The sequence below is a fragment of the Carboxylicivirga longa genome (genome assembly GCF_050589825.1).
Taxonomy (GTDB): Bacteria; Bacteroidota; Bacteroidia; order Bacteroidales; family Marinilabiliaceae; genus Carboxylicivirga; species Carboxylicivirga longa.
In genome coordinates this window covers 22,113-41,507 of sequence record NZ_JBNGOZ010000005.1, presented here as the reverse complement: position 1 = coordinate 41,507, position 19,395 = coordinate 22,113, and the positions used below count along the sequence as shown (strand labels likewise).

Here is a 19,395-nt window from a genome sequence, read left to right as displayed (position 1 = left end):
GATTTATTGATTTCTAATTATTAAAAGATGCAAAACAGAATAACACAGCTTTTCAACATTGATTATCCCATCATACAGGGTGGCATGGTGTGGTGCAGTGGCTGGCGCCTGGCCTCGGCGGTGAGCAACAACGGCGGCCTGGGCCTGCTGGGTGCCGGATCGATGTATCCCGAGGTATTGCGTGAGCACATACAAAAGATGAAAAAAGCCACGGATAAGCCTTGGGGTGTTAACGTACCCCTGCTCTATCCCAACATCGATGAGCTGATGAATATCATTGTTGATGAAGGTGTTAAAATTGTGTTTACCTCAGCTGGTAACCCTGCCAAATGGACCGGTTTTTTAAAGGAAAAGGGTATGACGGTGGTGCATGTAATTGCCAATGGGCGTTTTGCCAAAAAATGCGAGGAGGCCGGCGTTGATGCCATCGTAGCTGAAGGCTTTGAGGCCGGTGGCCACAACGGGCGGGAGGAAACAACCACCCTTACCCTGATACCGGGCATTCGTAAACAAACCACTTTGCCACTGATAGCTGCCGGTGGCATTGGTACCGGAAGCGCTATTTTTGCTGCGATGGCACTGGGCGCCGATGGCGTGCAGATTGGCTCGCGCTTTGCCATCACAGAAGAATCATCGGCACACGTGGCATTTAAGCAGCTGGTAGTAAATACCGGAGAGGGAGGCACTCTCCTTTCATTGAAAAAGCTGGCTCCGGTACGCCTCATCAAGAATGCCTTTTTTGAGCAGGTACATGCCGCAGAAAAAAATGGTGCTTCAACGCTCGACCTGCAAAAACTACTGGGCCGCGGACGAGCCAAGAAAGGAATTTTTGAAGGCGACCTGGATGAGGGTGAGCTGGAAATTGGGCAGGTTGCCAGCCTTATAAATAACATACCACCCGTACACGAGGTGTTTACTGATTTACTTAGCGAATACCGCAGGGTAAAGGAAGAAGCCACCACTGATCAACGATTTGTATTTTAATGATTAACATACACAAACAAACACTTGCCAACGGCTTGCGTGTTGTTGTCCATGTGGATAAAAGCACACCCCTAGCAGCCGTTAATATCCTATATCATGTTGGCTCTAAGAATGAGACACCCGTCAAAACGGGTTTTGCTCACCTTTTTGAGCACCTCATGTTTGGCGGCAGTAAAAACATACCATCCTACGATGCCCCCCTTCAAATGGTTGGGGGCGATAACAACGCATGGACAAGCTGCGACATCACCAATTATTACCTCACACTGCCGGCTGCCAATCTGGAAACGGGTTTTTGGCTGGAGTCTGACCGAATGCTGGAGCTAAATTTTTCGGAGGAAAGCCTGGCGGTGCAGCGTAAAGTGGTAATTGAGGAATTTAAGCAACGATACCTGAATCAACCCTATGGAGACATTCCTCTTTTGATCAGCCCCATGGCCTATAAGGTGCATCCCTACCGATGGCCAACCATCGGTAAGGAGATCGCCCACATTGAAAACGCCACCCTGGACGATGTAAAGGATTTTTTCTATCACCACTACGCCCCCAACAATGCCGTGCTTAGCGTTAGTGGCAATGTGGTACCCGACGAAGTATTTAAACTGGCCGAGAAATGGTTTGGCGACATACCGTATCGCTCCCTAAGTAAGACCACCATTCCCAAGGAACCGGAGCAAACAGCAGCACGTCAGCAGTCGGTTGAGCGCCCTGTGCCGGCCGATATGATTTATAAGGCTTTCCACATTGGCGGACGTATGGATAATGACTTCTATGCGGTTGATCTGTTATCCGACGTTCTATCCAACGGCCCCTCATCCCGACTGATACAGTCACTGGTGAAGGAACAGCAACTGTTTAGCGAAGTAAATGCTTACATTTCTGGCGACCACCATCCCGGCCTGTTTACTGTTACCGGAAATCTATTACCGGGCATCTCTATGGAGCAGGCCGAAGCAGCCATTAACGTAGAGCTGGATAAGATAGCGACAAGTGCCGTTAGCGATTACGAGCTGCAAAAGGTGAAAAATAAAATTGAGTCATCACTGGTACTGTCCGAAATCAGCTTTTTAAACAAGGCCATGAATCTGGCATCCTTTGAGCTGTTGGGGCAGGCCGAAGACATCAATGACGAGATTCATAAATACCGCGCCGTAACAAGCCACGATATTCTTGACTCAGCACGGGCTACCTTCCGTCCCGAAAACGGATCCACTTTGTACTACCACGCTAGCAAGTAAATAATGCACATTAACAGAACAGAAGCACCTGAATACAAAAGCATTGATACCTTTGAGTTACTGCCCATCAACACTTTCTGCCTTGACAATGGCATTAAGGTACATGTAATGCAGGCCGGCTCACAAGATGTTGCCAAACTCGACTTCCTTTTTCCGGCTGGCTCGGTGCAGGCCAACAAACCCCTACTGGCATCTATCACCAACAAGGCATTAACGGAGGGTACCCATCACCTTAGCGGAGCCCAGCTGTCAGAGAAAATAGATTTTTACGGTGCATTCATCGGACAGCAGGCCCATTTTCACCACTCCATTGTTACCCTGGTAACCTTGAGTAACTTCTTACCCCAAACACTGGAGATACTGGAAGATGTGGTGAAAAACCCCAGTTTTAAACAAAAAGAGATTGACACCCTGCTAAACAAGCGCAAGCAGGAGTTTCTGATTGAAGGCAGTAAAGTGAGAACCCTTGCCACACGAGCCTTCACACAGAACCTGTATGGACAAAACCATCCCTACGGTAACCACCTGACGCTTGAGGATTTTAATGCCCTTACACGAGATGATATTGTCCGTTTTCACCAAAATGCCTACATCCCCAAGGGTACCCATATTATTGTTTCGGGACAACCCGGTGATGATCTGAAGACCTTACTAAATAAGCATTTTGGACAAGTATGGTCCGATGCAGAGCCCCTGCCCGATCCAAAACCGACAATGATTGACAAACCCAAGCGAGAACTCATCATCAAAAAAGACGACGCCTTGCAGTCTGCCATTAAGATTGGTATACCCCTTTTTAATAAAGAGCATCCCGATTTTCATGGAATGCAAATACTAAACACCGTGTTGGGCGGATACTTCGGTTCGCGCCTGATGACCAATATTCGTGAGGAGAAAGGACTGACTTATGGGATATCATCCTTTATCATGACCTATAAACACAGTGGTTTTCTGATGATTGGCTCCGACGTAAAAGCAGAGAACCGCCCCCTGGCTGTTAAAGAGATATTTAGCGAATTAAAAAAACTGCGTGAGGAGAAATTGAGCGATGAAGAATTAACCCTTGTCAAAAATTTTCTGATTGGCGATATGATCCGCAACTTTGATGGACCTTTTGCCACCTCCGATAATTACCGCGGCCTCATTGACCTCAACCTGTCAAGCGATTATTTCCATATCTTCTTTAACGAACTAAAGAATATAACAGGAGAACGGCTCCAAGAGCTGGCACAAACCTATTTTAAAGAGGAGAATTTCATCACGGTGATTGCGGGTAAATAGAGAGTACATAAATCAAAAACAGCGCAGCACGCTGCTATGATGACCCCCCAAGCCTTATTTTCCTTTGCTTCAATGAAAGTAAATAAGTATTTTAGACACTTTAAGGAGACGGTGTATGTCAAAATTGGATTGGGAAGAAGAAGATAAAATGATAAGGGAGCGGTTTGATGCGCTACTGGCAGTTTGTCCGCGCTGTCAGATGCCTGATAATAAAAAGCTAGTTACCAAAGCCTTTGAATTGGCGCACGAAGCACACCGCGGCATGCGCCGTAAGTCGGGCGAGCCCTACATTCTGCATCCCATAGAAGTAGCTCGCATAGCTGCCGAAGAAATTGGCCTGGGCTCCAAGGGAGTGATTGCCGCCATATTGCACGATGTAGTGGAAGATACCGACTACACGGTGGAAGACCTACAGAATATTTTTGGCGAGAAAATAGCATCCATTGTTGCAGGGCTCACCAAGCTGGAGGGCGTTTTCGATCAATCATCATCGCTGCAGGCCGAGAACTTCAGGAAGCTGCTGCTTACTATGGTTGAAGATGTGCGCGTGATACTTATCAAACTGGCCGACCGCCTGCACAATATGCGGACGCTTAAATCAATGCCTGACCATAAGCGCCTCAAGATTGCCGGTGAAACCTTATATTTTTATGCGCCACTGGCCCACCGGCTCGGCTTATATTCCATCAAAACAGAGCTTGAAGATTTAAGCCTTAAATATGAGCTGCCCCAGGTTTTTAATGAGATAAGCCAAAAGATACAGCTCAGTGAAAAAGACCACAACGAATTTATCCGACATTTTAAAGCTCCCATCGAGCAACGCCTGGAGGCCGAAGGCTATGATTTTGATGTGGTAGGACGACACAAGTCTGTTTACTCCATTTGGAGTAAGATGCAGAAAAAGAACCTCCCTTTCGAAGAAGTGTATGATGTATTGGCCATTCGGGTGGTATTTACGCCACAGAGCCACCTGCCGGAGAAGACACAATGCTGGGCCATTTATTCCATGATCACCGACATATACAAACCCAAGCCCGACCGCCTGCGCGACTGGGTATCAACGCCCAAAGCCAATGGTTATGAGGCATTACACAGCACGGTGATGGGCCCCGATGGCAAGTGGGTAGAGATTCAGATACGCACAAAACGCATGGATGAGATTGCGGAGCGTGGCTTTGCTGCCCATTGGAAATACAAAGGACAGCAGGAAAAAGAATCGGAGCTGGACAAATGGCTGGAGATGATTAAGGAGCTTCTGGACAACCCCGATGCCGACTCACTGGAGTTTCTGGACGACTTCAAGCTCAACCTCTTTGCCTCGGAAATTATGATTTTCACGCCCAAAGGTGAGGTGCGCGTGCTACCCAAAGGAGCCACGGCCCTTGACTTTGCCTTTGACATACATACTGACATTGGCTATAAATGCATTGGTGCCAAGGTTAACTTCAAATTGGTGCCCCTTAGCCATCCCCTAAAAAGCGGCGATCAGGTGGAAATTATTACCTCTGAAAAGCAACAGCCCAAATACGACTGGCTGAGCTTTGTAACGACGGCAAAAGCTAAAGCACGCATAAAAAATGCCTTTAAAGAAGAACGTAAAGCAATTATAAGCAAAGGCGAAGAGATTCTGGAGCAAGAGCTGCACAAGAAAAAACTAACCATTAACTCCCGTATACTTCGAAAAATACTGGACTTCCATAAGATTGAAAACCGCGATGAACTGTATTTTAGAATTGGAAGGGGTAACTTACAACTCAACAACCTGAATAAGGTGCTTAGCACCAAATCAAGTAATAAATGGATACGCTACTGGCGCTTAAACTTTGGCAAGGCACAGCAGGAAAAGGAAAAAGCAAAGCCTAAGGGTAAAAAAAGTAAGCAGGTAGTACTATCGGATAATGAAGAACAAAACCAGTTTACTATTGCCCATTGCTGCAATCCTATCCCCGGTGATGACATACTGGCCATGCTGGATGAAAACGATCAGCTTATCCTCCACAGTCGCAAGTGTCCGGTGGCTCTTAAGTTAATGTCGAGCCAGGGGAACCGTATTGTCTCGGCACAATGGGAATCGCATAAAATACTCTCCTATCTGGCACTGATTAACCTGTCGGGCATCGATCAAATGGGAATTGTCACAAAAATAACGAAGGTAATATCAGAAGACCAAAACGTGAACATGCGATCCATCAATTTTGAGAGTCATGATGGTGTTTTTGAGGGCAACATCTATCTTTACATACACAACACAGAGGATTTGAATAACCTCATTATGAATATTATGAAGATAAAAGGGGTTCATAATGTAACACGCCAGGAGCGTATTAAGGCTGATCTATAGAATTACGCTTAGTTTAAATAAAAAAAATACAAAGATCCCGAAAAAACGGGATCTTTGTATTTATATCTATCTATTGATCATACCTTTAAAGATAAAGCAAGGGTATTAAGTCCCTGTTATACCATTTGAAGAATATCCCATACAAAAGCTTTCACACCCACTTCGTGGTTGATATTATCAAGCTTTTTAACGGCATCTAACAGTACTTCAACTTTGCTATCTTCAACAATGGCCATCACAGCCGAGTTCATTTCTGGCCAGGTATGTGTTCCCATGCGCGGCTCTCCACTGTTGCTACCGCGTCCTTTCACCTCATCCCACATGGTAAAACCTCTTATCTGCAGGTGATCCAGCATATACTCTACACGTTCGGTATTTGCCTGATTATATACTATAAAAACTGATTTCATTGTAAATCTCTTTTAACGGTGTACCATTAAACCTATCAGCCAGCCATTGCAAGCCCGGAGGCTTGCAATCAGCTCACTAATTTTACTTATCCAGGAATTTGAATTTTTTATAAACCTGTGCTTTTTTATTCCTACTGCCCTTCACTGCCATTAAGACATAAACCGACGGAATAATAATGAGCGTAATAATCGTTGAAAACAGCAAGCCGCCAATTACGGTAATACCCATCGGTGCCCACATCTCAGAGCCTTCGCCCACGCTCAATGCCATTGGTAACATACCCAGCACCGTGGTCATAGCAGTCATTAAAATGGGGCGCAAGCGGCTCTTACAAGCCGTTACCACAGCCTCGTGCAACTCGATACCCCTTTCGCGCAGCAAATTGATAAAGTCGATCATTACAATACCATTTTTCACCACAATACCCACCAATAGGATCGCTCCTAAAATAGCAACCATGGATGCTGTGGTATTGGTCAGCAGTAAGGCGATAATTACGCCTGAGAAGGAGAAAATAATGGATGTCATAATAATTAAGGGCATGGCCAAAGACTCGAACTGTGAAGCCATCACCACAAATACCAGCATCACAATAATAAGGAATAACAAGCCCAAATCGGCGTTGTTCTCCTGCATGTCTTTGTAAGCACCCCCAATTTCAATCGATACGTTATTGGGTATTTCAATAACTTTTAACTCAGCTGTTACCGCAGCGGCCACATCTGATAGCACTTTGCCCTTGGCAGGTGCTGCTGACACCGTTACAATGCGCTGACGCGTTTTTCGCTCAATAGTTGGCGTGGCCCAATATTCTTCTACATGCCCTATTTCAGTAAGCTTAATCAGGCGGCCTGTTAATGGGCTTTGTATGCTAATATTCTCAATATCGGCAATAGAAGTTCTGCTGGCATCGTTATACCTCACTACTATGTCGTATTCTTCACCCTCTTCTCTAAACTTTGAAGCGGTAAGACCGCGAATGGCATAGTTCACAGCCGTGGAGGCCGAGGCAGTTGTCAGCCCATATTCGGCCAGTTTATCCTGATCAAATACGACTTGTAACTGTGGCTTTTCCCGCTCACGCGAAATGGAGATATCCTCAGCACCTTCGAGTGTTTTCAGGCGTTCGGCAATCTGATTGGCAAAAGTAGTGGTGGTCTGAAAATCGTAACCATAGATTTCTACATCCACCGTATTGGAAGCACCCATACCCTGCGATTGGGTGGAAACATTGTAACTTACAATTTCAGGCATCGATGCCATCTTTGAACGAATCAGGTCGGCCAGCTCCCATATCGATCGCTCTCGTTCTGCCAAATCGACCAGTTTAACACGCATTTCCACAACGTGACTTCCCGATGCGCCGAAAATGGCTGATATTCCCCCATCTTCATCAGAACCGGATGAGATAAAAGTCATCTTCAACTCATCATCCATTTCACTAAGAATATATGACTCTACCTGCTCGGCTACTTCATTTGTTTTTTCAACCCGCGTACCGGTTTGGCATTCGAAATTAATCGTCATCATACCCAGATCCTGCTCAGGCATATTTTCAAACTTCACAAAGCGAGCCAATACCATTGTTCCAATAAATACGAGCAGCATAGAAGGAATAATGACTTTTTTATGGTAAATACTCCAACGCACAACCCTTCCGTACAGCTCATCAATTTTATCCAATACCGGTATAATGCTACGATCGTACCATGATGTTTTACCGTTAACTTTTTCTCTCAGCCTAAGCATTTTTGCACTCAGCATAGGTGTTAGCGTTACCGCTGCCAAAGTGGATGTAACAACGGTTATTGTAACAATCCAGCCCAGTTGCTTAAAGAGTACACCTGGCTGACCGCCGACTAATGTTAAGGGGAAAAATACAGCTACCACAACAAGGGTAGTTGCTATAACCGATAACCATACTTCTTTAGTAGCATAAATAGCCGCTTCGCGGGGCGAGCTACCCCGCTCAATGTGCTTAATAATATTTTCAAGCACAACAATGGCATCGTCCACCACCATACCAATGGCGATAGAAAGCGACGACAGAGAAATAACGTTAATCGATCCTCCCGAAACATAAAGGTAGATAAATGCCACAATTAGCGATATGGGAATGGTTAAGGCAATAATAAAGGTGGCCCTCCATCTTCCTAAAAACAACAGCACCACCATCACAACAAATATCAAGGCAAACATAAATGTTTGCGACAGGTTGTTGATAGATTTCTGAATATCATTGGAAGAGTCATATAGCAAGTGAAATTTAACATCAGCAGGCAAGTCGCCAGCGGTTGCTTCAATCACGCGCTTTACCTCGCTACCAACTGCAACCGTGTTGGCGCCCGACTGCTTCATAACCATTAAGCGCATGCCATCGCTGCCTTTAAAGCGGTTAATCATTTCCACTTCGCGCCCTTTGTCATTAACAACTGCAACATCCTTAATTTTGATTGTTTTACCATTAACGCGGCTCACAACCAGGTTTTCGATAATGTCAGAATTTCTAAATTCACCCTCGATGCGCAGCTGATAATCAAAGTTACCCATTTTAATATGCCCCGAAGGCATGTTAAGGTTTTCAGCAGCAATGACTTGTCCAATTTGAGCGGTTGACAGGCCGTAAGCTTCTAACTTTTGCGGATCGCAATCCACATAAATGCGGCGCCCCGGGGCTCCCAGCACACTCACACTACCAATACCATCTACCCGGTTAAGCGTATTGATAAGCTTTTCATCCATTATCTTTTCGAGCCCGCTAAAGCTCTCATCAGCACTTACGGCATAGAAGAGCACCGGCATCATACTGGTTGACATTCGGAAAAGCAATGGGGTATCCGCACCATCGGGCAGCTGATCTTTTACCGGATCCAGTGCATCGCGCACATTATTCATGGCTTCGGTAATATCAATCTCCCAACTAAACTCCAGCGTTACAATCGACATATTATCTCTTGACACTGATGATATCTCTTCCAGATCATCCACTGAGTTCAGGCCATCTTCAATGGTCTTGGTTACGTTGGTTTCTATTTCTTCTGCGTTAGCCCCTGCGTAAACCGTCATTATGGTTACGTAAGGTGGATCCACTTCGGGATACATATCAATTGGAAGATATTTTAGCGAATAGAACCCGAATAAAATAACGGCCACAAATATCATGACTGTCGTTACCGGCTTCTTAACCGCAGCACTATATATTGACATAGTTTGATTTTTTTATGAACAGGCAGAACAGTAAGTAGATGGCGATATCCACCTTCTTTGGCACAAAAAGAAACACTGGCCTTTGGTATTTGAATCAAAAAGCCATTTTTGTAAATCTCTTTGCACCGATTTGGCCAATGGCTCAAATAGAGCTAGCAACCTAAGTAGAAGTTTGACATACGCGTATTTTACTGCCCGCTGCCTTTATTAATTTAAATTAGAAAAGCTGTGCCCATTTAGCTTTTAACTTCAACCAGATCTCCATCATTAAGGTTAACCTGCCCGGCCACCACCAGATTGTCTCCTTCATTGATCTCATCTGATAGTATTTCCAGGCGATCATCAAAACGGGCTCCAACATCTACCTTCACAAATTTTGCAGTTCCGTTTTTCTCCACAAATACATAGCGCTGATTGGTGCCATCAAGTATCATTACGGTTGAGGCAGGTACTACTATGGTTTCTTTTTCGCCCAGCTTCACATCCACTTTTGAGAACATACCAGGCCGCAACTTACCTTCATCATTGGGGATGGTAATCTCCACCGTAAAAGTTCTTGTAGCCGGGTCGATGGTGGGATAAACCAATGATACTTCACCCTGAAATTGTTCGTTGGGATAAATATCAGTTGATAAGGTCGTTTTCAATCCTCTTTTTACAACCGGAAAAAAGCGTTCAGACATATTTATTTCAACTTTTAAGCGGTCGATAGATTCAATCGTCACAACTGCCGCCTTACCATTTGCAATAGGAGAACCGCTGTAGATCTCGTTGTCGTCGTAATAGCGACCCGTAACAATCCCTGAAAAGGGAGCATTAAGCACGGTATTTTCGCGCAGGTTATTAAGGCTGGCTTTGGCGGCATCATAAGTAGCCTTTGTTTGGTCATAAACCTGTTGAGAAATGGAGCCATACTTAATAAGGGTATCCATGCGAGCCATTTCCTTTGTAATATTGGCAAAATTAACTTCCTGCTGAACGAGCTGCGTATCATCCATATCAATCACACGCTGACCCTTGCGCACGTAATCATTCACCTCCACTTTAATATCTTTGATACGACCCGGAGTATTGGGCGCCAGATATACCTTATCATAAGCGTTAATGGTTGCGGTATAATTTTCTTCAACCTCAATGGTTTTCCGCACAACAGGTGTTGTCTTAATTGGTTTTTTCATCACTGCAGCGCCTGTATCGGCAGTCTGCTCTTTTGTACCGCAAGACGCGATGAGCAATGAAGTAACTCCTAAAAGCAAAATCTTTCTCATTATATTCTAATGTTATTGTTTTAATAATTAGATGTTGTTATAAAATCGCTCCAACTCAACAAAGGCCTCTAACACGTCAAGCATTGCCTGTATATAACTGGATTCGGCATTTAAATAGTTGGTGTTGGCCGTTGTTAAATCTAAGCTCGATACCATGCCCGCTTCATATTTGCGGTCAATATTATTAAATACACGCTTGGCCACTTCCACATTCTTCATTTGAGCATCATACTGATCAAGGGCTGTTTTCAGGTTCGTTTTAATGGTGCGGTCTTTAGCTAATAAAGCATCGTTTAACTGCTGCATATTATTTTCGGCAGTTTCCAAATCAATTTTTGCCTGCTTAACCTTGGCCTTACGCTGTCCCGATGAGAAAATTGGGATATTCATATTGAAGGTGAGCGTATTCTTAGGATTCATATTGAACTTTGGTGCCAGTATTTGTTCCAGGTGGTTATAGGCCGCACCTATAGTAGGTAGGTATTCCATTTTGGCAAGCTTCACTTGCTTATCCGACACTTCAACCTGCTGATCTGCCAACTGATAATCAACATGCTCCTCTACATTAAATGCGCGTAGCAACGATGAATAGAAACTTTCAGGCTCAAAAAAATCATCAATACTTTGGGTTAATTCCACCTTGGCATTGGGCGTAATACCCATTTGCAATTTTAATATATCATAGGCAAGTGAAGTGTTTCGGGCCGTTGTTCGAAGAGAGCTTTCCAGCATGGTTACCTGAATGGATAGCTGATCTACATCGGTTGATTCGGCCACCCCCGTCTTGTACATCATTTCTGTCTTACTGCGAATCTCCATTACATTCTCGAGGTTTTGCTCCAGAATATCTTTTGTCTTTTCAGCCAATAGAATGGCATAATAGGCATTGGCCACCTGCTGCTTCACATCCAACTCCGATTTTTCGGCAGTTTTAGCCACCATTTCTTCATACAGCTTTGCCGCTTGCAAGCCCACAATATAAGCGCCACTAAAAATTAGCTGCGAAACCGTTGCATTTAAATTGCTCGTGTTATTAAAGTCGATAGTAGTGCTTGCCCCAGGAGCCATTTCTATTGTATTAGAAGCACCAAAGAAAGTAGTGTAGTCAACCGTGGCGTTAACTTGTGGTAAGCCCTGAGCAATGGCCTCCCACATGGCAGCGTTGGCTTTATCAATGGATAAGCCTGCATTTTTCAGGGTTACATTGTATGTCAAAGCCAGGTCTTTGGCCTCCTCCAAACTCAGCACATATGATTCTTTCTCATCGTTCTCAATACTCTCATCGACCCATCGCCTTTCGCCATGATTAGCGGCTATGGTACTAAATCCCACGGCCAATAATGCCGAGCACATCCACAATCTTATTCTCATTATGTTATATTCTTTTATTAGCTGTTACACATATTCATTAAGCACGCTTATTCAAAAAAGCGTTTCAACTCCTCAATCCCTTTGGGTGTGCAAATACCCCGAAAATGATATTTATAGATTTGATTTATTAGATAGCGATCAACTATATCAGGACCCTTAATCATATCGTTGGACGGGTCAAATAAATAGTTTTGAATCACAATTTGTAGATTAGAAATAACATCTGAATCAATATCTGAGCGGTAAAACCCCTCCTTTTTCCCTTTTTCAAGATTAGCAACATTAGCAGTATGTATCAGGCCTTGCACCTTTTTATCTGCCTTAGCCAATAAGGCAGGGTAAAACTTACGCAAATCATAATGCATCGATGGGTTAATCTTTGGAAAATGAGCATCGATACCTTTGGTGTACTTATGAAACTGCTCAATTGCACTAAACCCATCGTTATGAAATACTTCCAATAATTGGGTGAATAACTCAATATTATATTGTAAAACACTTTCTACTACATCAATTTTATCCTTAACAAATTGATATAAGGTTCGCTTCGACATGCCCAATTCTCTGGCAATATCTTCCATGCTTACACTCTTGATCCCATATTGATGAAACAAAGATGCAGCGCACTGAATTATTTCTTTTCGTCTTGTTTCCATGGCACGACAAATATATAAAACCGGCATCACCCAGAAAACTTAAAATGCATTTAAAGTTTTCTAGTTTTCATCTTTAACTTTTTTTTAGAAGAATAAGTTACCTAGACACACCCCATCCCCATTTTTGATGTCCCAACCTACAACATCCCTCTTCCTTTTAAGCCGATTAATCCCTAAAGCATTAATAGCAATATATTTATTACGCTTAACTTTGGATACCCAGGAAGTTGAATGACGATTAATCCGATCAAGTATTTTTTAATCACCCGATTTTAATTACTTTTAGGCTCTATTTTAATTGAGACTGCATATGAATAAGGTCGAAGCCAAAGATGTGGTAAAACAGTTATTCACGGAATACCTGCAGCGCAACGGTCACCGAAAGACACCGGAGCGCTATGCTATTTTAGATGAAATTTATAGCCGTGAAGGGCATTTTGATATTGAGTCACTCTATATCTTCATGAAAAATAAAAACTATCGGGTAAGCAGGGCCACTCTCTACAACACCATTGATTTACTGCTCGATTGTAAATTGGTTATCAAGCATCAGTTTGGCAAAAATATTGCCCAGTTTGAAAAAGCCTTCGAGTCGAAACAACACGACCACCTGATATGTACGAGCTGCGGCACTGTCATCGAATTTTGTGACCCGGGTATTCAAACTGTCCTAAACAATGCAGCCAGCTTCCATAAATTTAATGTGTCGCACCATTCACTGTATGTTTATGGAACGTGTAGCCAATGTCAGGAGAGCGAAACAGATGAAAAAACCTTCTCCTAAAAAAATTACACTTTGCAATAGCTTTTAAAGGTATAATGTGTATTTTTACAGATCGGAATTCTGAGCAATTGGAAGTCCGATTTTTCATGTTAAGACCTTTTAGCACACCACTTAACACCCTTAAAACCCGGCTATACACCCGGTTTTGCATTATAGACAACAGGCTCGTTGAGCATAATTTAAAAGATAAGAGAATGAAGGTTGATGTTTTACTAGGACTCCAATGGGGGGACGAAGGCAAAGGAAAAGTTGTTGATGTTTTAACACCAAAATACGATGTCATCACCCGTTTTCAGGGAGGTCCGAATGCTGGTCATACACTAGAATTTGATAATTTCAAGCACGTCCTGCACAATATTCCATCCGGAATTTTCCACAGCGACAAAGCAAACATTGTAGGCAATGGCGTAGTGCTTGACCCCATCACTTTCAAAGAAGAGATTGATTCCTTAAAAGAAAAAGGTTTTGACATTAGTAAAAACCTCTACATCTCTAAAAAAGCACACCTGATTCTACCCACACACCGCATCCTGGACGCTGCCTCAGAAGCCTCAAAAGGAAAAACCAAGATTGGTTCAACACTCAAAGGCATTGGTCCCACATACATGGATAAAACAGGACGTAACGGTCTGCGCGTGGGCGACATATTGCATAACTTCGAAGAAAAATACGCAGCCTTAAAGGAGAAACACCTCAAAATGCTGGAGATGTTTGACTTTGAGTATAACGTAGCTGATTACGAGAAGGGTCTTGACGAAGGCATCGAAGCATTACGCAAGTGTATTCTGATTGACAGCGAGCACGAAATCAACAAATACATGAAGGCAGGCAAGTCTATTCTGGCCGAAGGGGCACAAGGCACACTGCTGGATATCGACTTTGGCTCTTATCCCTATGTTACTTCATCCAATACTATCTGTGCCGGTGCTTGTACAGGCATGGGCGTAGCTCCCAATAAAATTGGCGAGGTATATGGTATCTTTAAAGCCTATTGTACACGGGTAGGTAGCGGTCCCTTCCCCACCGAATTGTTTGATGAAAGCGGTGAAGCACTTCGCAAAGCGGGTCATGAGTTTGGCGCAACAACCGGACGTCCGCGCCGTTGTGGATGGATTGACCTGGTAGCACTTAAATATGCGGTAATGATTAATGGTGTAACCCAATTAATTATGACCAAGGGCGACGTGCTTAGCAATTTTGAGACAATTAAAGCAGCCACAGCCTACAAACTGCCTGATGGCACAGTTACCGAAGCTTTTCCCTTTGAGCTTACCGATTATGTGGAGCCCGTTTATACTGAGTTGAAAGGCTGGAAAGAAGACCTAACAGGACTTAAGTCGGAAGATCAGTTTCCACAAGAGCTGAAAGACTATATAGCTTACCTGGAAAAGGAATTAGAGGTACCCATTAAGATTGTTTCTGTGGGACCCGACAGAGATCAAACAATTGTTAGGAGTTAATTATTAATATTCAGAAAGAGCCGGTTCAAAAGAGCCGGCTTTTTTTTTACAACCTGAAATTCAACCATATCGCGCAAAAAATTATTCCGGTGGCATTCACTATCTTTGCAACAAACAACACTGCAATGCTTACACAACCCACACTATTGCTCAACAAAGAAAAGTGCCTTGCCAATATCGAGCGCATGGCGAACAAAGCCAGAGAATCGAAGGCTGTTTTTCGTCCTCACTTCAAAACACATCAATCAGCTACTATTGGTAATTGGTTCAGAGACTATGGTGTAGAGTGCATTACGGTTTCATCAGTGAAAATGGCCGTTTATTTTGCTGAGCAGGGCTGGTCCGATATCTCCATTGCCTTTCCGGCCAATATACGGGAGTGGCCGGTCATCAATATGCTGGCAGCAAAGATCAACCTCAACATTGTAGTTGAATCACAAGAGACCATACTCTTTCTGGAAAAACATCTGAGTCACCCTGTGGGTACTTATATCAAAACAGATACGGGCTATGGCCGCACCGGCATTCCAGCGGAAGATTATGCAGCTATGCAAGCTCTTCTGAAGCCCCTTAAAACCTGTAAGAATTTAATATTTATAGGCTTTCTATGCCACGCCGGCCATACATACGAAACTTCATCACCATCCGAGATTCAAAGTATTTTGGACTCCTCACGCCAGCAACTACTCGCCCTTAAAACGTTTATGGCCCATGATTTTCCTTTAATCCAGTTATCGTACGGCGATACGCCTTCCTGCTCCATCGCCAACAATTTTGAAGACTTTGATGAATTACGCCCCGGCAACTGCGTATTTTACGATGACACTCAGGCATCACTGGGTGCCTGCTCAATAGATGATATTGCGGTAGCCATGGCCTGCCCGGTGGTGGCGCTGCACCCCGAAAGACACCAGGTAATTGTGCATGGCGGAGCGGTTCATTTCTCAAAAGACAGCCTGACAAAAAATGGAAAAATACATTACGGTACTGTAATACGCCTAAATGACTTGCATTGGGATACCGGACAAACCTTGGGCCATATCACAAAACTATCGCAGGAACACGGCACCATCACGCTATTGCCCGAACACATTAATCAGGTGAAAATAGGGGATATGCTGGCCATATTGCCTATTCATTCCTGCCTTACTGCCAACCTAATGAAAGGCTATACAACTAATACAAACGAAAAACTCTCTATGATGCCTTAAGGCTTACTAGAGGTAGCTAAAAGTCGCCCCACCAACAAGGCCATGATAGTAACCAGGTAAAATTGTCCACAAAGTGTAATCATTAATGCCAGGGATTTGGCGGCCGGACTCACCGGTAAAAGATCGCCATAGCCCAAGGTAGTCATCGACACAAAAGTGTAGTACAAAGAATCATAAACATGCGACACAGAGTCGTTAATATGAAAGTTAAAGGCTCCGGGAAACTCAGCTGAAAACATATTCACCAAAAGCGCAAAGCCAACGCCAATTAGCAGGTAACCGTTAATGGCCCCCACAATCACTGTAATGCTAACATGCTCTTTAATGGAGAGCTGACCAACAAAACGAAATACACGCAGCATAAAAAACACTACTAACCACAAGGAAGCCAATAAATGAACATAGTGCAAATTCGCTACACGCGATATCCAAATAGCAAGAATAGAAAGCATCACCTGTATCATTACCTTGCGCTTGCGCTTACCCTCTTCACTAGTTGCCAGCGATGAAAGAATAACAATAAGCGTAATAAAGATTTCGAATAAGCGAATTTTAACAAACAAAGTAATAATAGGCAAAGCAAAAATAGTAAACACCAAAAGCATAAACAACCCCCAATTACTCATCAACTGTTTGAGATTATGCTGCTTATTCAAATGTTTCATTAGAGCCATAAAGTTGTCAATGAGTTATATCATATTCAAATCTAAAATAAATCCCAAAAATACGGAACACTTTTGCATGAATCACGTTCAAGAATCCAAAATTTATTAACGCATAGTATTTATGAAACGATTGATACCATTTTTGATGGGTATTCTATTGCTCACTTCGTGTGCAAGTAAGCGCAATTATAACAAAGCTCAGAAGTTTGACGAAGCCGGCCTATACGCCGATGCCGCAGCATTGTATTACAAATCGCTTAAAGCCAACACCAATAACATCGATGCCAAACTGGGTCTGCAACGCACCGGTCAACTAGTACTTGAAGACAAACTGGAAACATTTCAGGCACAATACAATAACGGCACTATTAAGTCCGCAGTATATGCCTATAAAGAGGCCGAAAAGTATCACCATCAGCTATCGGCACTAGGCGTTAAACTGATGATGCCCGACGAACAAAAAGCCTATTACAACGATGTGAAAGACCGCTACCTTGATCAACTCTATCAGAAAGCTTCCAAAGCACTTACACTGGAGGAGTTTGTTCCGGCTGAGGCAACCTTCAGAGAATTACTGGCCCTCGACCCAAACTTTAAAGACGCACAGAGCCAATGGATTATAGCAAAATACGAACCGATATATCGCCGTGCCCTGCAAAACATGGAAACCCGTCTTTACAGAAGCGCCTATACCGATCTTAACACCATCAACAAGGCCACTAAAGGCTATCAAAACAGTGTAGCGCTGCAGCAAAAGTGCCTCGAGGAAGCTACCGTAAGCATTGCTGTTCTTCCATTTACTTACACCTACCGTAACGACCGCCACTATACAGCCCCTATGAAAGAGCGGGTTGTCAATGAACTCTCGCAGTTATCATCACCTTTCTACACAATTATCAGTGATGAGGCTATTCGATCGATACCGGGCTGGACACAAAGCAAAGATCCGGCTACAACAATCAAATATGCGAAACAACAGGCGCAGTACTTTGAAGCCAAAACAATCCTTTCGGCGCGCATCAACAGCTACCACAAACAAAAAGGACCCCAAAAAAAAGTGGAGAAAAGAGCCTACCTGAAGCAAACTGTGGAACAGATAAACCCGGATACAAAACTAAAGGAGCAAAAAATTATTTATACCAAAGTACGCTACTACGAATATACTCGTGAGAATAAGGTAAGCCTGTCGCTAAGCTTTGACCTGGATCGTGTTGACAAAGATGAAAAAGCCATTGCCGATACCTATACGGGTGAGCAGCACGACCGTGTTCATTTTGCCCGCTTCGAAGGCAGCCACAAGCAACTTGTACCCGGCACTTGGCAACACATTGATAAGGACAGTGAAGCCGATCAAATATATGACTCAGAAAATGCCACTGGAAAATTACATGCCCTTTTTACTGCAAGGCACGAAATTACGAGCATTGACAAGCTGGAAAGCCAACTACTAAACACCTGTGCTCAACATGTTAGCAAAAGCGTAAGCAGTTACCAACCCGAAAACTAATTTCAATGAGACTATTCTTAAGTATCAGTCTAATAGTCATACTCTTGACCGGATGTTCCACCCAAAAGAAAGAAGCTGAATTACTGGAATTAAGCAAGCCACAATGGCTTAAAGAGCGTCCTGTTTCAACAAGCTATTTTTACGGTATTGGCATATCGCCCAAGGTGGGCGGACAAGTGTACTACGAGGAACAGGCCCGCGAAAAGGCCTTAGCAGATATATCCAAGCAAATTAGCACCCAAATAAAGAGCGATCAGAGTTACTATCGCATGGAAGACGGCACCGGGGTGTATGAATACATCCAAAGCAGGGTGCGTGCCACTTCCGAGGAGTTTCTGGAGGGATACGAACTGCTGGATGAATGGGAAGACCTGAACAACCGATTTGCCTTTTACCGGCTGTCGAAAAGTGAATTTTATGCGCGCAAAGCCAAGCGAAAGGAAGAGGCCCTGCAACTAGGATTCCAGAAGTACGAATTGGCGCAGGAAGCCCAACAGCGCAATGATATTATTACAGCTCTTGAACAATATGCCGCCTCCATTGATGCCGTAAGCGGTTATATGAATGAAGCCACAATAATACAAACAGGACATGATTCCTTCGATGTGTATGAAAGGGCAAAAGAGGGACTCACATATCTGCTGTCCTGCCTGCAACTCAGCTACTCTCAATCAGAAGTCAGGGTTGAACACAATAGCAACCTTCATGAAGGAACCACTGTATTACGGGTAAGCAAATTCAATCAGCTCATATCGGGTATCCCGGTTCGTTTTCGCTACAGCGGGGGTTTTTTGGCAAGCGATAAATACAAAAGTGATGACAAAGGCATGATTACCACCCCTTCTCTTTCTTTTGGCAATAAACCAACAGAAAGTCTCAAGGCCGAACTCGATCTCCAGACCGTGGGACGGCAAATCAGTCGAAACCTACTGGTTCGTCAGCTGATTGAAAAGCAAAAGCCGGCCACTGCCACCCTTTTGCTTAAAGGCATAGAATAAGCCAAGGAAAATG

At 43.7% G+C, this 19,395-nt stretch carries 15 protein-coding genes; 9 read left to right on the top strand and 6 right to left on the bottom strand.

Annotation, left to right across the window (positions count from 1 at the left end; translation table 11 throughout):
* Positions 1-27: 27 nt before the first annotated feature.
* The 4 genes from ACRD7A_RS05695 to ACRD7A_RS05680 all read left to right on the top strand — a co-directional run bounded on the left by ACRD7A_RS05695 (position 28) and on the right by ACRD7A_RS05680 (position 5,844).
* Positions 28-984 (top strand): NAD(P)H-dependent flavin oxidoreductase, encoded by a 957-nt coding sequence (locus ACRD7A_RS05695; RefSeq protein ID WP_430810170.1) that lies wholly within the window; start codon positions 28-30, stop codon positions 982-984.
* Positions 984-2,222, top strand: a complete 1,239-nt coding sequence (locus ACRD7A_RS05690; protein WP_430810169.1) for a M16 family metallopeptidase — start codon at positions 984-986, stop codon at positions 2,220-2,222. Before ACRD7A_RS05695 ends, ACRD7A_RS05690 begins: the two co-directional genes overlap by 1 nt.
* 3 nt (positions 2,223-2,225) lie before the next feature.
* Positions 2,226-3,503, top strand: coding sequence for a M16 family metallopeptidase (locus tag ACRD7A_RS05685; RefSeq protein ID WP_430810168.1), 1,278 nt, complete (start codon positions 2,226-2,228; stop codon positions 3,501-3,503).
* A 115-nt stretch (positions 3,504-3,618) separates the two neighbouring features.
* Positions 3,619-5,844 (top strand): RelA/SpoT family protein, encoded by a 2,226-nt coding sequence (locus ACRD7A_RS05680; RefSeq protein WP_430810167.1) that lies wholly within the window; start codon positions 3,619-3,621, stop codon positions 5,842-5,844.
* Between the two features lie 116 nt (positions 5,845-5,960).
* Here the strand turns inward: ACRD7A_RS05680 and ACRD7A_RS05675 are convergent, their stop codons facing one another.
* From ACRD7A_RS05675 to ACRD7A_RS05655, 5 genes are all read right to left on the bottom strand, one after another.
* The gene (locus ACRD7A_RS05675) at positions 5,961-6,254 is read right to left on the bottom strand and encodes a PG0541 family transporter-associated protein (RefSeq protein ID WP_430810166.1); all 294 of its coding nucleotides are present in this window, start codon (positions 6,252-6,254) and stop codon (positions 5,961-5,963) included.
* A gap of 82 nt (positions 6,255-6,336) precedes the next feature.
* Positions 6,337-9,462, bottom strand: coding sequence for an efflux RND transporter permease subunit (locus tag ACRD7A_RS05670; RefSeq protein ID WP_430810165.1), 3,126 nt, complete (start codon positions 9,460-9,462; stop codon positions 6,337-6,339).
* Between the two features lie 236 nt (positions 9,463-9,698).
* Complete coding sequence (locus tag ACRD7A_RS05665; protein WP_430810164.1) at positions 9,699-10,730, bottom strand: efflux RND transporter periplasmic adaptor subunit; 1,032 nt, start codon at positions 10,728-10,730, stop codon at positions 9,699-9,701.
* Between the two features lie 27 nt (positions 10,731-10,757).
* Positions 10,758-12,101, bottom strand: coding sequence for a TolC family protein (locus tag ACRD7A_RS05660; RefSeq protein WP_430810163.1), 1,344 nt, complete (start codon positions 12,099-12,101; stop codon positions 10,758-10,760).
* Between the two features lie 47 nt (positions 12,102-12,148).
* Positions 12,149-12,757, bottom strand: coding sequence for a TetR/AcrR family transcriptional regulator (locus ACRD7A_RS05655; RefSeq protein ID WP_430810162.1), 609 nt, complete (start codon positions 12,755-12,757; stop codon positions 12,149-12,151).
* Between the two features lie 310 nt (positions 12,758-13,067).
* Between ACRD7A_RS05655 and ACRD7A_RS05650 the strand changes: the two genes are divergently transcribed.
* The 3 genes from ACRD7A_RS05650 to ACRD7A_RS05640 all read left to right on the top strand — a co-directional run bounded on the left by ACRD7A_RS05650 (position 13,068) and on the right by ACRD7A_RS05640 (position 16,212).
* On the top strand, positions 13,068-13,541 hold the full coding sequence (locus ACRD7A_RS05650) for a Fur family transcriptional regulator (RefSeq protein WP_430810161.1): 474 nt from the start codon (positions 13,068-13,070) through the stop codon (positions 13,539-13,541).
* A gap of 194 nt (positions 13,542-13,735) precedes the next feature.
* Positions 13,736-15,001, top strand: a complete 1,266-nt coding sequence (locus tag ACRD7A_RS05645) for an adenylosuccinate synthase (protein WP_430810160.1) — start codon at positions 13,736-13,738, stop codon at positions 14,999-15,001.
* A gap of 125 nt (positions 15,002-15,126) precedes the next feature.
* Positions 15,127-16,212 (top strand): alanine racemase, encoded by a 1,086-nt coding sequence (locus ACRD7A_RS05640; RefSeq protein ID WP_430810159.1) that lies wholly within the window; start codon positions 15,127-15,129, stop codon positions 16,210-16,212.
* Here ACRD7A_RS05640 and ACRD7A_RS05635 read toward each other — a convergent pair.
* Positions 16,209-16,886, bottom strand: coding sequence for an ion channel (locus ACRD7A_RS05635; protein WP_430817932.1), 678 nt, complete (start codon positions 16,884-16,886; stop codon positions 16,209-16,211). The genes ACRD7A_RS05640 and ACRD7A_RS05635 overlap by 4 nt on opposite strands.
* Positions 16,887-16,998: 112 nt before the next feature.
* Between ACRD7A_RS05635 and ACRD7A_RS05630 the strand changes: the two genes are divergently transcribed.
* Positions 16,999-18,384 (top strand): tetratricopeptide repeat protein, encoded by a 1,386-nt coding sequence (locus ACRD7A_RS05630; protein WP_430810157.1) that lies wholly within the window; start codon positions 16,999-17,001, stop codon positions 18,382-18,384.
* 5 nt (positions 18,385-18,389) lie between these two features.
* Positions 18,390-19,382, top strand: a complete 993-nt coding sequence (locus tag ACRD7A_RS05625) for an LPP20 family lipoprotein (RefSeq protein ID WP_430810156.1) — start codon at positions 18,390-18,392, stop codon at positions 19,380-19,382.
* The last annotated feature ends 13 nt before the right edge of the window (positions 19,383-19,395 follow it).